Below are 14234 nucleotides of genomic sequence, written 5' to 3'. Positions count from 1 at the left end.
TGCGGGCCAACGATCGCATTCCATCGGGCCCGGCGAGGGGCGGCTCGCCCCGGTGTCCTGACCACGGGCATGGCCGTCCGGGACGCCGAGCGGCGAGGATGAGGCGATGCGCATCTCCGAGACGGACCACCCCGGCCCCACGCTGGCCCAGCTCCTCGCGCTGATCGCCGCCGGGACGCTCGACGTCGTCGTGGCACCGTGCGGCACCGGCGTGCCGGTGTCCGACGTGGTCCTGCACGATCCGGGTGAGGAGCGGGACGAGGAGGTGTGGGCGGCCACCGGGCTGGTCCTGCTCGCGGTCGGCGTCGAGGTCGCCTCGCCCGACGCGGTCGACGTGCTGTGTGCCGCGGACCGTGCCGGGGCTGCGGCCGTGGTGATGCGGCGCGGCACCCGCGGGCCGCGGGCGGCTCTGCTGGAGGCTGCGGGGCGGGGGCGTACGGCGTTGCTGACGCGACGGCCCGGGCAGGGCTGGACCGAGGTGCTCGGCCGGTTGCGGACGGCGCTGGTGCACAGCGGGACGGACCGGTCCGCGGGTGCGGCCGGGGTGGGCGGGCTGCGGCTGGGTGACCTGCCGGGGCTGGCCAACACCGTGGCGGACCTCGTCGGCGGCGCGATCACGATCGAGGACCCGCAGTCGCGGGTGCTGGCGTACTCGCGCATGGACCACGAGCCCGATCCGATGCGCAGGCTCACGATCCTCGGCCAGGAGGTGCCCCGCTGGCGGGTCGTCGAGCTGCGGGAGAGCGGCTTCTTCCAGGCCCTGTGGAACACCGACGACGTGGTACGGCTGCCCGCCGACGGGCGGTACGCCGAGCGGCTCGCGGTCGCGGTGCGGCACGGGTCCGAAGTGCTCGGCTCGATATGGGCCGCCGCCGACGGGCGGCCGCTGGCGGAGGACGCGGTGGCGGCGCTCCGGACGGCGGGGCGCGCCGCGGTCCCGCATCTGTCGCACCACCTGACGTGGGGCCGGGCCGCCGCCCGGGCGCGCGAGGGCGCGGTGCACGGGCTCCTGGCGGGCAGCACGCAGGCGGCGCACGACGTCGGGATCGCGCGGGACCGGCCGCACGCCGTGATGGTGGCGGAGGCGTACGACGGCCGGGAGACCGCACCGGGGGACGCCGGGCAACGGGTGCTCGACGTACTCGCGTTGCGGGCCGCCGCCTACCGTCCGGGGTGTGTGACCGCGCGGTCGGGGCGGCGGCTGTACGCCGTGGTGCCGGCCATGGGCGGGGAGACGGACCCCGCGCGCACGCTGCTGGCGACGGTCCGTTCGGTGGAGCGAGGCGTGGTGTTCGCGGGTGCCGGACCCGTCGTGGCGGACCTGGCGCAGCTGCCCGCCTCCCGCGACGCCGCGGAGCTGGTGGTGCGCGTGCTGAGAGAACGGGCCACGCGTCTGCCGGCTGCCGTGGCCGTGTCGGCGGTGGCGTCGTACGAGGAGGTGGCGGCCGAGGCTGCGGTACTGCGCCTGCTCGACCGGGTGGAGCCGCTGTGGGGGGCGGTGCCGGGACCCGTGCACGCGATGATGGAGCACGACCGGGCGCACGGCTCGCGGTACGGCGAATCGGTCGCCGCGCACCTCGACGCCTTCGGTGACACGGCCGCTGCCGCGCGGCGCCTCGGCGTGCACCCCAACACTCTGCGGTACCGGCTGCGCCGGGCCCGGGAGCTGTTCGGCGTGGACCTGGCCGATCCGGCCGTGCGGCTCCTGGCGGACGTCGGACTGCGTCTGGGCCGGCGTACCGGGTGAGCCGTGACGGGAGGACGGCCGACCCCATGATCGTTCGGTTGTGGCGCCGGACAGGTGTACCGGTCAGGCCTGGTGGTGGCGGACGAAGACGTACCGGGGTCCGCGCACCGAAGCTGGTCACCACGGTCCGCGGCCGGACGAGCGGCGCACGGGCGACCCACCACGTAGGAGTGTGCTTCAGGTGACATCCTGTTCGGTCTCCCAGCGCGAGCGCGCCCGTGAGGCGGCGCTCGCCGGTGCCGTCGAGAAGGGCCTGCTCGGCCCCGGTTCCCCCCTGGTCGGTCTGCTCGACGTGGACGGGGTGCTGGCCGCGGTGGACGCGCTGAACGAGGCGTTCGAGGGGCCGGCCACGGTCCACCACACGTTCGCGGCCAAGGCGTGCGGGCTGGTGCCGGTGCTGCGGCTGCTCGCCGAGGCCGGGATGGGGTGCGAGGTGGCGTCGCCCGGCGAGCTGGAACAGGCGCTGGCGGCCGGCTTCAGCCCCGGCCGGCTGGTCTTCGACAGCCCCGCGAAGACGGTCGCGGAGCTGGAGTTCGCACTGGAGCGCGGTGTCGCGATCAACCTGGACAACTTCCAGGAGCTGGAGCGCGTCGACCGCCTGCTGGCCGGGCGCGAGCCCGCCGGGCCTGTGGGACTGCGGGTGAACCCCCAGGTCGGCGCGGGCGCCATCGGGGCGATGAGCACCGCGACCGCGACGTCCAAGTTCGGCGTCGCGCTGCGCGACCCGGGGGCCGTGGACGCGGTGATCGACGCCTTCACCCGGCGCCCCTGGCTCAACCGCCTGCACGCGCACGTCGGTTCCCAGGGCTGCCCCCTCCCGCTCATCGCCCGGGGGGTCGGCGCCGCGTACGAGCTCGCGGAGCGGATCAACAATCAGCTGGGCCACGCCCGGATCACCGGCCTGGACATCGGCGGCGGCCTGCCCGTCAATTTCGACGGCGAGGACGACCGGCCCACCTACGCCGACTACGTCGCGGAGCTGCGCGACGCCGCCCCGGGGCTCTTCGACGGCCGCTACGTCCTCGTCACCGAGTTCGGCCGCTCGCTGCTGGCGAAGAGCGGCACCATCGGCACGGTCGTCGAGTACACCAAGTCGGCCGGCGGCCGGCGGATCGCGGTCACCCACGCCGGAGCCCAGGTGGCCACCCGCACGGTGTTCATGCCGGAGGCGTGGCCGCTGCGCGTCGGCGTGTTCGACGCCGCGGGCCGCCCCAAGGAGGGGCCGCCGGAGGTCGTGGACATCGCGGGACCGTGCTGCTTCGCCGGGGACCTGACCGCGACGGCCCGCGAACTCCCGGCCATCGAGCCCGGGGACGTGGTGGCTCTGTACGACACCGGGGCGTACTACTTCTCCTCCCACTTCTCGTACAACTCGCTGCCCAGGCCCGCTGTGTACGGCTATCGCACGGATTCCGCCGGGCAGGTCCGCCTCGCCGCGGTCCGCGACGCCCAGAGCGTGCGCGAAGTCGTCGAGGAGAGCGGCCTCTCCCACGCGGACGCCCTCGTGGCGCTGTGAGCGGGCCGCGGAACCCACCCGCCTCACGGCGGACCGCCCGCACCCTGCTGCCAGGGGGCGGGCGGTCGCCCGGGTGTCAGGCCTTCTCGCCCACCACCGTGACCGTGTACGGCCGGTCCGTGTCCGTCGTGACGCGGACCTCGCCGCCCTCGCGGACCACTTCGTACGTCGCGGCCACCGCGCCCGTGCGGTCGGGGACGGTCACCGTGCGGGTGAAGTCGCCCGTTCCGGCGGGGGCGAAGACGCGGAGTTCGAGGCCGTCGAGCCACTCGCCGTCCGGGCGGGTCTCGTCCGCGCCGAGCGCCAGGACCGCGCCCTGGCGGACCAGCAGGGGCAGACTGTCGAAGCCGTGGGTCTCGCGGCGCCAGGCCGGGCCGGTGACCGTGCCACCCGTCAGCAGGTGGGTCCAGGTGCCCTCGGGCACGTAGTACTCGACCTCGCCGTCGTCGGTGAAGACGGGGGCGACGAGGACGTCCGGGCCCAGCAGGTACTCGCGGTCCGCGGTGCGGGCCGTCGGGTCGTCCGGGAACTCCAGCAGCAGCGGGCGCATCACCGGGACGCCGGTGCGGTGGGCCTCGACGGCCGCGCCGTAGAGGTACGGCATGAGGCGGTGCTTGAGGCGGGTGAACTGCCGGGCCACGTCCACCGCCTCGTCACCGAACTCCCACGGCACGCGGTACGACGACGAGCCGTGCAGCCGGCTGTGCGAGGAAAGGAGGCCGAAGGCGAGCCAGCGCTTGAAGACCGCCGGGTCGGGGGTGCCCTCGAAGCCGCCGATGTCGTGGCTCCAGAAGCCGAAGCCGGACAGCGACAGGGAGAGACCGCCGCGCAGGGACTCCGCCATCGCCTCGAAGGAGGACCAGCAGTCGCCGCCCCAGTGCACCGGGTACTGCTGGCCGCCTGCGGCGGCCGAGCGGGCGAAGAGGACGGCCTCGCCCTGGCCGCGCTCCTTCTCCAGGAGCTCGAAGACGGCCTTGTTGTAGAGGTGCGTGTAGTAGTTGTGCATGCGCTCCTGGTCGGAGCCGTCGTGCCAGACGACGTCCGTGGGGATGCGCTCGCCGAAGTCGGTCTTGAAGCCGTCGACACCCTGGTCGAGGAGGCCCTTGAGCTTGCTCTGGAACCAGGCGGTGGCCTCGGGGTTGGTGAAGTCGACCAGCGCCATGCCGGCCTGCCACTTGTCCCACTGCCAGACGTCGCCGTCGGGGGTGAGGACGAAGTAGCCCTCGCGCGCGCCTTCCTCGTACAGGGCGCTCTTCTGCCCGATGTACGGGTTGATCCAGACGCAGATCTTCAGGCCCTTGTCCTTGAGCCGGGCGATCATGCCCTCCGGGTCGGGGAAGACGGCCGGGTCCCACTCGAAGTCGCACCACTGGTACTCGCGCATCCAGAAGCAGTCGAAGTGGAAGACGCTCAGCGGGATGCCGCGCTCGGCCATGCCGTCGACGAAGGAGGTGACGGTGGCCTCGTCGTACGACGTGGTGAACGAGGTGGTCAGCCAGAGGCCGAACGACCACGCGGGGGGCAGGGCGGGGAGGCCGGTGAGGGCGGTGTAGCGGGAGAGGACGTCCTTCGGGGTGGGCCCCGCGATGACGAAGTACTCCAGCGTCTGGTCCTCGACGCTGAACTGCACCTGGCCGACGGCCTCGGAGCCGACCTCGAAGGAGACCTTGCCGGGGTGGTTGACGAAGACGCCGTAGCCGCGTGAGGAGAGGTAGAACGGGATGTTCTTGTACGCCTGCTCGCTGCTGGTGCCGCCGTCGGCCTGCCACATGTCGACGGTCTGGCCGTTCTTCACGTACGGCGTGAACCGCTCGCCGAGGCCGTGGACGGTCTCGCCGACCCCGAGGGCGAGCTGGGCGAACATGTGGTGGCTGCCGTCGTCGACGGTGGCGAACGCGCTGCCCTTGCGGCCGGCGGAGGTCAGGACCCGGCCGTCCGCGTCGAGGAACTCCAGTCCGAAGGTGCCTTCGGTGGGCAGCCGCAGGGTGAGCGGGCCGCTGGTCAGCTCGGCGCTCGCGCCCTGGGTACGGGTGGTGGCTGCGGACTGCGGGGCGGCGCCCGGCAGTCCGAAGTCGGGGCCCTTGCGGCGCTTGCCGGCGTGGTGGGTGAGGCGCACCGCGATGACGCCTTCGGCCGGGGCGTGGGCCTCCACGGTGATCAGCGGAGCGTTCAGGGTGTCGCCGCGGCGCTCGACGCGCTTGACGGCGGCGTAGGCGGCGAGACGGTCGTCATCGAGGCGGACATCGCGGACTTCCGTGGCGTACGAGGCGTGCACACCACTGCGCATCTGCCAGAAACCGTCGGTGAACTTCATGGGGGTGGTCCTTAGCCGATCCGGGGGTGCTGGGCGGGACGTCAGGGCGCCTGCGGCGAGCGCGGCTGCGGGTCCTCTCGATTTTGATCGTACACAAAACAAATTTGGCCGAGAAGGGCGGTGGGCAGGGGGAATTCCCGTATTGCCCGAGAAACCGAACCATGGCACGACGCCCCGGAACTGCCATGTTGGCGCCACGTAACCGACACGTCACGGAAATGGTCTAGAAACGGTTGGCTGGATGGCGTATTAGTACTGCAAGCAAACAAATTGGCCGGTCGGCGGAGCTGTCGTCGGGCCTGACGTCGAGCAAGAGGCTGTGCAATGTCGGACCGCTTCACCCCCACTCCCGCGGACAGGTTCACCTTCGGTCTCTGGACCGTGGGCTGGCGTGGCAACGACCCGTTCGGTGACGCGACGCGTCCCGCGCTGGACCCGGTCGAGTCGGTGGAGCGGCTCGCCGAGCTCGGTGCGCACGGGGTGACGTTCCACGACGACGACCTGATCCCGTTCGGGTCCTCCGAGGCCGAGCGGGAGCGGCTGATCGGCCGGTTCAAGGACGCGCTGGAGCGCACCGGGATGAAGGTCCCGATGGCCACCACGAACCTGTTCACCCACCCGGTGTTCAAGGACGGCGGTTTCACCTCCAACGACCGTGCCGTGCGGCGTTTCGCGCTGCGCAAGGTCATCCGCAACATCGACCTGGCCGTCGAGCTCGGCGCCACCACCTACGTGGCCTGGGGCGGGCGTGAGGGCGCCGAGTCCGGCGGTGCCAAGGACGTACGCGTGGCCCTGGACCGCATGAAGGAGGCCTTCGACCTGCTGGGCGACTACGTCACCGAGCAGGGCTACGACCTGCGCTTCGCGATCGAGCCCAAGCCCAACGAGCCCCGCGGTGACATCCTCCTGCCCACGATCGGCCACGCCCTGGCCTTCATCGAGCGCCTGGAACGCCCCGAGATGGTCGGCGTGAACCCCGAGACCGGCCACGAGCAGATGGCCGGCCTGAACTTCCCCCACGGCATCGCCCAGGCCCTGTGGTCCGGCAAGCTCTTCCACCTCGACCTCAACGGCCAGTCCGGCATCAAGTACGACCAGGACTTCCGCTTCGGCGCCGGCGACCTGCGCCAGGCCTTCTGGCTCGTCGACCTCCTGGAGACCGCCGGCTACGACGGCTCCCTCCACTTCGACTTCAAGCCCGTACGCACCGACGGCATCGACGGCGTCTGGGAATCCGCGAAGAACTGCATGCGCAACTACCTCATCCTCAAGGAACGCGCAGCGGCCTTCCGCGCCGACCCCGCCGTCCAGGAGGCCCTGACCGCCTCCCGCCTCGACGAACTCGCCCGCCCCACCGCCGACGACGGCCTCAAGGCCCTCCTCGCCGACAGGTCCGCCTACGAAGACTTCGACGCGAACACCGCCGCCGAACGCTCCATGGCCTTCGAAGCCCTCGACCAGCTCGCCATGGAACACCTCATCGGCGTCCGCTGACACCACCCCCAGGGCACCCGGCCCACCAGCCGGGCGCCCGCCCCTCCCCGCCCGTGACACCGCCGGATCCGCGCAGGGGCTTGACGAACATCCCGTGGGAGCGTTCCCATGGGCCCGGCCACCCTCTCACCGCAAGGGCACCACCGTGACAGAACCTTCCCCCGACGGGCGGACCGGACGCCGCACCCGTCGCAGCAGGCGGATCGTCGTCCCTCTCACCGTCGTCTCCGCGATCGTCGCCGGCACCGTCCTGTCGGGGTGCGGCCAGCAGCGGGACGACGACGTCTTCACCGTCATGAACTCCTCGACCGACGAGTCGTACCACCGCTGGGACGGTGACACCCTCGAGCGCTGCAGCAAGCAGCTCGGGATCACCATCGAGCAGCAGAGCGTGCCGGCCGCGCAGCTGATGACGAAGGCGCTGCGCATGGCGTCCTCGAAGTCCCTGCCGGACGTCCTCCAGCTGGACGCCTCCGAGATGCCGACCTTCGCCGAGGCCGGCGGGCTGATCCCGCTGAAGGACCTCGGGCTGACCACGACGGACATCCCCGAGGGGATCGTCGACTTCGGCTCGTTCGACGGGGAGTACTACGGGGCCGCGCGCACGGTGAACACCCTGGCGCTGTTCTACAACAAGGACACCCTCGACAAGGCCGGCCTGAAGGTGCCCACCACCTGGGCCGAGATGCAGTCCACGGCCAAGAAGCTGACCCAGGGCAAGCGGTACGGCCTGGCACTGAGCGCGGGCGGCGCGGAGGACGGCGTCTTCCAGTTCACCCCGTTCATGTGGTCCAACGGCGGTGACGAGTCGAAGCTCGACACCCCCGAGGTCGCCGGTGCGCTGGACTACTGGAAGGCGCTCCTGAAGGACGGCTCGCTCTCCAAGTCCACGGTCAACTGGACCCAGGCCGATGTGAACGACCAGTTCATGGCCGGCAACGCCGCCATGATGATCAACGGCCCGTGGCAGGTCGAGACCCTGAACGCCAAGAAGGGGCTCAACTGGGGCATCGCCGAGATCCCGGTGCCCGAGGCGGGCGACGACTCGGTCGGCCCGCTGGGCGGCGGTGTGCTCACCGTGCCCAACACCGGCGACACCGAGCGCGAGAAGACGGCTGCCAAGATCATCGGATGCATGTCGGGCGAGCAGGAGGAGATCTCCTACGCCATCAACAGCTGGATGGTCCCGGCCAACACCAAGGCGGCCGACATCTGGCGGAAGAAGACCCCCGAGCTGGCGGCGCTGGCCGACCAGGTCGCCACGGCCCGTTCCCGTACCGCGAAGGTCGGCGCGCAGTGGTCGTCGGTGTCGCTCGCCCTGCAGAGCGCCTTCCAGTCCGCGCTCACCGGCGAGTCCAGCGAGGCCGCTCTGAAGCGTGCCCAGCAGCAGGTCACGAGCGGGAACTGAGGTAACGAACCATGTCTTCCACCACAGCCTCAGCCGCCGCGCTGCCCGCCGACCCGAAGGCCCCCGCGGCCGGCGCGGTCAAGAAGCCCGTGAACCCGCGGAGCGCCAGGCGGCGCAAGTCGCTGGCCCAGTGGGGGTTCATCGCCCCCGCCGTGATCTTCATGGCGCTGTTCTTCGGCTACCCGCTCGTCCGGAACATCGTGATGAGCTTCCAGGACTACTCGCCGTCCACCTTCTTCACCGGCGAGGCGCCGTTCAACGGCACGGACAACTGGAGCAACGTCTTCAACGACGGGCTGTTCGGCAAGGCCCTCTGGCAGACGATCCTCTTCACCGTCGGATCGCTCGTCGGCCAGTTCTGCATCGGTCTGGCCCTCGCCGTCTTCTTCACCCGCCGCTTCCCGCTCAACGGGATCCTGCGCTCGCTGATCCTGCTGCCGTGGCTGGTCCCGATGGTCGTCTCCGGCATCGTCTGGCGGCGCATCTTCGACCAGGACACCGGTGTTCTCAACTCCTTCCTGGGCACCGTCGGCCTCCCCGGTGACACGCCCTGGCTGACCAGCACGAGCATGGCGCTGATCTCGGTGATCCTGGTGAACATCTGGATCGGCATCCCGTTCAACATGGTGATCCTCTACGGCGGCCTCCAGGAGGTCCCGAAGGAGCTGAGCGAGGCCGCCGCGCTCGACGGCGCCTCCGCCTGGCGTACGTTCCGCTCGGTCACCCTGCCCATGCTCAAGCCCGTCATCACCGTGGTACTGGTGCTCGGCTTCATGTCGACGGTCAAGATCCTCGACCTGGTCCTCGCCCTCACCGACGGCGGCCCCGCCGACTCCACCCAGACGCTGGGCACGCTCACGTACCAGAACTCCTTCGTCCAGATGGACTTCGGGGCCGGTGCCGTGGTCGGCAACATCCTGATCCTGATCTCCGCCGTCTTCGCGGTGTTCTACCTGCGGGTCAACCGCAACGAGGGGAAGTGACCGGCATGGCGACCACCACCCAGATCCCCGCCGCCCCGGCACCCGCCGTCCACCGGCCCAAGCGCCGCTGGGGTGCGACCGTCTTCGGCGTCGTCGTCCTCGCGGTCATGCTGTTCCCGCTGTACTGGATGATCAACACCGCGCTGCAGCCGGACGCGAGCCTGGTCGACGTGGGCCCCGTCCCGACGGGCATCGACTTCTCCGGCTTCACCTCCGCCATCAGCGAGCAGGGCGGCAACCTGCTGACCTCGCTGGCCGTGGCGCTCGGCGCGGTGGCCATCTGTCTGGCGATCTCCGCGCCGGCGGCGTACGGCCTCGCGCAGTTCAACCTGCGCGGCGGCAAGACGATCGTCTTCGGCACGCTCATCACCCAGATGGTGCCGGGCATCGTCATCGCCAACGCCCTGTACAGCGCGTACGTGGACCTCGGCCTGGTCAACTCCTACTTCGGCCTGATGCTGGCGGACGCCTCGCTGGGCATCCCCTTCGCCATCGTGCTGATGCGGTCGTTCATGGTGTCGATCCCGCGTGAGGTCATCGAGGCCGCCGAGGTCGACGGCGCGGGCCGCATCCGTACGTTCGTCCAGGTCGTCCTGCCGATGAGCCGCAACTCCCTGATCACCGCCGGGCTGTTCTCGTTCCTCTACGCGTGGAGCGACTTCATGTTCGCGCTCACGCTGAACACGACGGACGACGTCAAGCCGATCACCCTGGGCATCTACCAGTACATCGGCGCGCACGTCGGCGACTGGGGCTCGGTCATGGCCGCGTCCGTGCTCTCGGCCGTACCCGCTGCCGTTCTCCTCGTCCTGTCCCAGAAGTACATCGCCGCCGGGATCACCGGCGGCTCGGTCAAGTAAAGGTTCTCCATGAGTGACTTCCCGGTCTTCCCGCCCGGTTTCGTCTTCGGCGCGGCCACGGCCTCGTACCAGATCGAGGGCGCCGTGGAGGAAGACGGCCGCGGCCCGTCCATCTGGGACACCTACAGCCACACGCCCGGACGGACGGACGGCGGCGACACGGGCGACGTGGCCTGCGACCACTACCACCGCTACCCGGAGGACGTGGCGCTGCTGCGCGACCTGGGCGTGGAGTCGTACCGCTTCTCCATCGCCTGGCCCCGGATCCAGGCCACGGGCAGCGGGGCGGTCAACCCCAAGGGGCTGGACTTCTACTCCCGGCTCGTCGACTCGCTCCTGGAGGCGGGCATCGAGCCGGCCGCCACCCTCTACCACTGGGACCTGCCGCAGGCCCTGGAGGACAAGGGCGGCTGGCGCGTACGGGAGACGGCGGAGCGCTTCGGCGAGTACACGGCGATCATGGCCGAGCACCTGGGCGACCGGGTGCCGCGCTGGATCACCCTCAACGAGCCCTGGTGCAGCGCGTTCCTCGGCTACTCCGTCGGGCGGCACGCGCCGGGCGCCCAGGAGGGCCGCGGGGCGCTGGCCGCCGCGCACCACCTGCTGGTCGGCCACGGGCACGCGATGAACGCGCTGCGCGCGGCGGGCGTCCGCGAGGCGGGCATCACGCTCAACCTGGACCGCAACGTCCCGGCCACCGAGTCGGACGCCGACCTCGCCGCGGTCGTCCGCGCGGACACCCAGCACAACCTGGTGTGGACCGAGCCGCTCCTCGCGGGCCGCTACCCGGCCACCGAGGAGGAGACCTGGGGCGAGCTGATCACCGGCCAGGACTTCCGCCGCGAGGGTGACCTGGAGCTGATCTCCCAGCCGATGGACTTCCTTGGCATCAACTACTACCGGCCGATCGTGGTCGCCGCCGCCCCGCACCGCGAGGCGGACCCGGCGCTGCGCGTGGCCACGGACAACCGGTACGCGGAGGGGAACTACCCGGACGTCCGCAAGACGGCCATGGGCTGGCCCGTCGTCCCGGAGTCGTTCACCGATCTGCTGACCGTGCTGAAGCAGACCTACGGCGACGCCCTGCCGCCGGTGCACATCACGGAGAACGGCTCGGCGGAGTTCGACAGCGTCGAGGCCGACGGTTCCGTCCACGACGCGGACCGGGTGGAGTACCTGCGCACCCATCTGACGGCGCTGCGCGCGGCGATGGACGCCGGTGTCGACGTACGCGGGTACTACGTGTGGTCGCTGCTGGACAACTTCGAGTGGGCGCTGGGCTATGCGAAGCGGTTCGGGATCATCCGGGTCGACTACGACACCCTGGAGCGCACCCCGAAGGACAGCTACCGCTGGTATCAGCAGCTGATCGCGGCGCACAAGGCCTGATCGCACGGTTACGGCTCGCGGGCCCGGGACGGTCGGACAGCCGTCCCGGGCCCCGTGCGTGTCCCTCCCGCGCGCCGGTGGCCGCGGGACGGTGCCTGAGCGAATCCGGGCCGGCCGGTTTCCGTCCGGCCTGGGCGGTTACCGGACTCCCATGGCACGGACACCGGAACCACAGGCTCACCACACCCACGACGGCTCCGACCGCTACGCGGACGACGCCACCCGCACGCCGGATCACGTCGGGCCGGACCCGGAGGTGGAGCGCGACGCACCCGACGGGCCGGCCGCCATGCCCAAGAGGTCGTGGTGGGCGGTACTGAAGCGCACGGTGCGCGAGTTCACGGACGACGAACTCGCCGACCGGGCCGCCGCCCTGACCTACTACAGCGTCCTCTCGCTCTTCCCGGCACTGCTCGTGCTGGTGTCCCTGCTCGGTATCGCGGGCGAGTCCGCCACCCAGCAGGTGATGGACAACCTGCAGAAGCTCGCCCCCGGGCCGGTCCGGGACATCCTTTCCGGAGCGGTGCAGCAACTGCAGGGCAACGGCGGCACGGGATCGCTGATGGCCGTCGTCGGTCTGCTGCTGGCGGTGTGGTCGGCCTCCGGCTACATCGCGGCGTTCATCCGCTCCTCCAACGTCGTCTACGACATGCCCGAGGGTCGACCGGTGTGGAAGGTGCTGCCCCTGCGCCTGGCGCTGACGGTGACCCTGATGGTGCTGGCGGTCGTCAGCGCCCTGATCGTGGTGTTCACCGGTCCCCTCGCCCAGCGGGCCGGTTCCGCCCTGGGAGTCGGCGGCCCCGCCATGACGGCCTGGTCGATCGCAAAGTGGCCGGTCCTGGTCCTGCTCGTCATCGTGATGATCGCGCTTCTGTACTGGGCGGCGCCCAACGCCCGGGGCCGGGGCTTCAAGTGGGTGACCCCCGGCAGCTTCCTCGCCCTGCTGCTCTGGATGATCGCCTCGGCCGGCTTCGCGCTGTACGTGGCGTACTTCTCCTCGTACAACAAGACGTACGGCGCCCTCGCCGGCGTGATCATCTTCCTGGTGTGGCTGTGGATCACCAACCTGGCGATCCTGCTCGGCCTCGAATTCGACGCGGAGATGGCCCGCCAGCGGGCCATCGACGGCGGCCACCCCGAAACCGAGGAGCCGTACGTGGAACCGCGCGACACCACCAAGTGGACCGAGGAGGACCACCGCCACCTCGGCTGATCGGCCACCGGCTCGGGGCGGCCGTGCGGCGTACGCCCTCACCGCAGGGCGTACGCCGCCGGGTTCTCCAGCACCTCGTACATCACCCGGGCCGCCGCGCCCCGCGCCGCGTCACCGGATACGGACGAGGCCCGCAGCCGGCTGCCGTTCGCGTGCCAGCGGCCCGACACCACCCGCGCGCTGAGCTGGGCGTCCGCGGACTCCTCCAGCCAGGGCATCAGATTGCGGTAGATCCCGCCGAGGACGACCGCCTCCGGGTCGAAGAGGTTCACCGCGCCGGCCAGCACCACGCCCATCCGGTCCCCGGCCTCCCGGAGCGCCGAGACGGCCCGCTTCTCACCGGCCGCCGCCCGCTGCTCCAGCTCGTCAATCCCCCGCACACCCGTGTCCGGGACGATCCCGGCGGCGCGCAGCAGGGCCGCCCGGCCGGCGTACTGCTCCAGGCAGCCGCGCGCGCCGCACCGGCAGAGGGGTCCCTGCGGATCGACGACGACGTGCCCGATCTCCCCGGCGAACCCGTGGGCGCCCCGGAGCATCTCGCCGTTGACCACGAGCGCGCCGCCCACACCGATCTCACCCGTGAGATAGAGGAAGGTGCGTACGCCGCCGAGGCCGCCGAACCACAGCTCGGCCAGAGCCGCCAGGTTGGCCTCGTTGTCGGAGCCGACGGCCAGCGCCCGCCCGGCCGGGCGCAGCGTGCTGAGCGCCTGCCCGAAGATGCCCTCGGCCGCGACCCTGCTCCAGCCGAGGTTCGGAGCCTGCCGGACGACGCCGCCGGAGACGAGGCCGGGCAGCGCCAGCTCGACGCCGACGACCCGCAGTTCCTGTTCCCTGGTGGAGGCGATGACCCGGTTGGTGAGCCGGGCGGCGTGGGCCAGGACCTCGGCGGGCGGGACGTCCCGGTGGTCGGTGTGCTCGGTGACCCGCACCCGGTCGGTGCCGGTGAGGTCGACGGCGCACACGGAGACGTAGTCGATGTTGATCTCCACGCCGAGCCCCGCCGGACCGGTGCGGGAGAGCTTCAGCACGGTGCCGGGGCGGCCCGCCGATCCGCTGGAGGTCTTGCCGGACTCGCTGAGGCAGTCCAGCGCGAGCAGCTCCTCGACCAGCGAGGAGACGGCGGCCCTGGTCAGCCCCACCAGGCTCGCCACCCGGGCCCGTGTGACCTCGCCTTCGTCACGGACGGTCCGCAGGACCAGGCTGAGGTTGTGACGGCGCACGGACTCGTGTCCGGCCTTGGCCGCGGGCGAGGTGAGGGTGTTCTTCATCGGACCTGCAAGCCTAACGGCGAAGGGCCGCACCCCGGGGGT

At 71.3% G+C, this 14234-nt stretch carries 10 protein-coding genes; 8 read left to right on the top strand and 2 right to left on the bottom strand.

From position 1 onward, the window contains the following. Positions 1-106: 106 nt before the first annotated feature. Together ACIP63_RS26545 and ACIP63_RS26540 are read left to right on the top strand one after the other, a co-directional pair. A complete protein-coding gene (locus tag ACIP63_RS26545) occupies positions 107-1747 on the top strand; it encodes a PucR family transcriptional regulator (protein ID WP_401520232.1) in 1641 nt (546 codons plus the stop codon). A gap of 181 nt (positions 1748-1928) precedes the next feature. After that, complete coding sequence (locus tag ACIP63_RS26540; RefSeq protein ID WP_401520229.1) at positions 1929-3263, top strand: diaminopimelate decarboxylase; 1335 nt, start codon at positions 1929-1931, stop codon at positions 3261-3263. Positions 3264-3339: 76 nt separating this feature from the next. On the opposite strand, the gene yicI is transcribed toward ACIP63_RS26540, so the two are convergent. Continuing rightward, the gene (gene yicI, locus ACIP63_RS26535) at positions 3340-5577 is read right to left on the bottom strand and encodes an alpha-xylosidase (RefSeq protein WP_401520227.1); all 2238 of its coding nucleotides are present in this window, start codon (positions 5575-5577) and stop codon (positions 3340-3342) included. A gap of 324 nt (positions 5578-5901) precedes the next feature. Between yicI and xylA the strand changes: the two genes are divergently transcribed. From xylA to ACIP63_RS26505, 6 genes are all read left to right on the top strand, one after another. Beyond that, positions 5902-7071, top strand: coding sequence for a xylose isomerase (xylA, locus tag ACIP63_RS26530; protein ID WP_401520224.1), 1170 nt, complete (start codon positions 5902-5904; stop codon positions 7069-7071). Positions 7072-7216: 145 nt separating this feature from the next. Beyond that, entirely contained in the window at positions 7217-8479 is a 1263-nt protein-coding gene (locus tag ACIP63_RS26525) for an ABC transporter substrate-binding protein (RefSeq protein WP_401520221.1), read from the top strand. A gap of 11 nt (positions 8480-8490) precedes the next feature. Continuing rightward, entirely contained in the window at positions 8491-9462 is a 972-nt protein-coding gene (locus ACIP63_RS26520; protein WP_393764494.1) for a carbohydrate ABC transporter permease, read from the top strand. 5 nt (positions 9463-9467) lie between these two features. Then, positions 9468-10322, top strand: coding sequence for a carbohydrate ABC transporter permease (locus ACIP63_RS26515; RefSeq protein WP_401520218.1), 855 nt, complete (start codon positions 9468-9470; stop codon positions 10320-10322). 9 nt (positions 10323-10331) lie between these two features. Continuing rightward, positions 10332-11711 carry a GH1 family beta-glucosidase gene (locus ACIP63_RS26510; protein WP_401520215.1) on the top strand — a complete coding sequence of 460 codons (1380 nt, stop codon included), beginning with the start codon at positions 10332-10334 and terminating at the stop codon, positions 11709-11711. Positions 11712-11862: 151 nt separating this feature from the next. Further along, positions 11863-12924 carry a YihY/virulence factor BrkB family protein gene (locus tag ACIP63_RS26505; RefSeq protein WP_401520212.1) on the top strand — a complete coding sequence of 354 codons (1062 nt, stop codon included), beginning with the start codon at positions 11863-11865 and terminating at the stop codon, positions 12922-12924. 38 nt (positions 12925-12962) lie between these two features. Here ACIP63_RS26505 and ACIP63_RS26500 read toward each other — a convergent pair whose 3' ends face one another. Then, the gene (locus ACIP63_RS26500) at positions 12963-14192 is read right to left on the bottom strand and encodes an ROK family protein (protein WP_401520210.1); all 1230 of its coding nucleotides are present in this window, start codon (positions 14190-14192) and stop codon (positions 12963-12965) included. Between the last annotated feature and the right edge of the window lie 42 nt (positions 14193-14234).

Origin of the sequence: Streptomyces sp. NPDC088746 (assembly GCF_044751065.1) — a bacterium.
Classification (GTDB): domain Bacteria; phylum Actinomycetota; class Actinomycetes; order Streptomycetales; family Streptomycetaceae; genus Streptomyces.
This window is presented reverse-complemented; position numbering and strand designations above follow the sequence as displayed.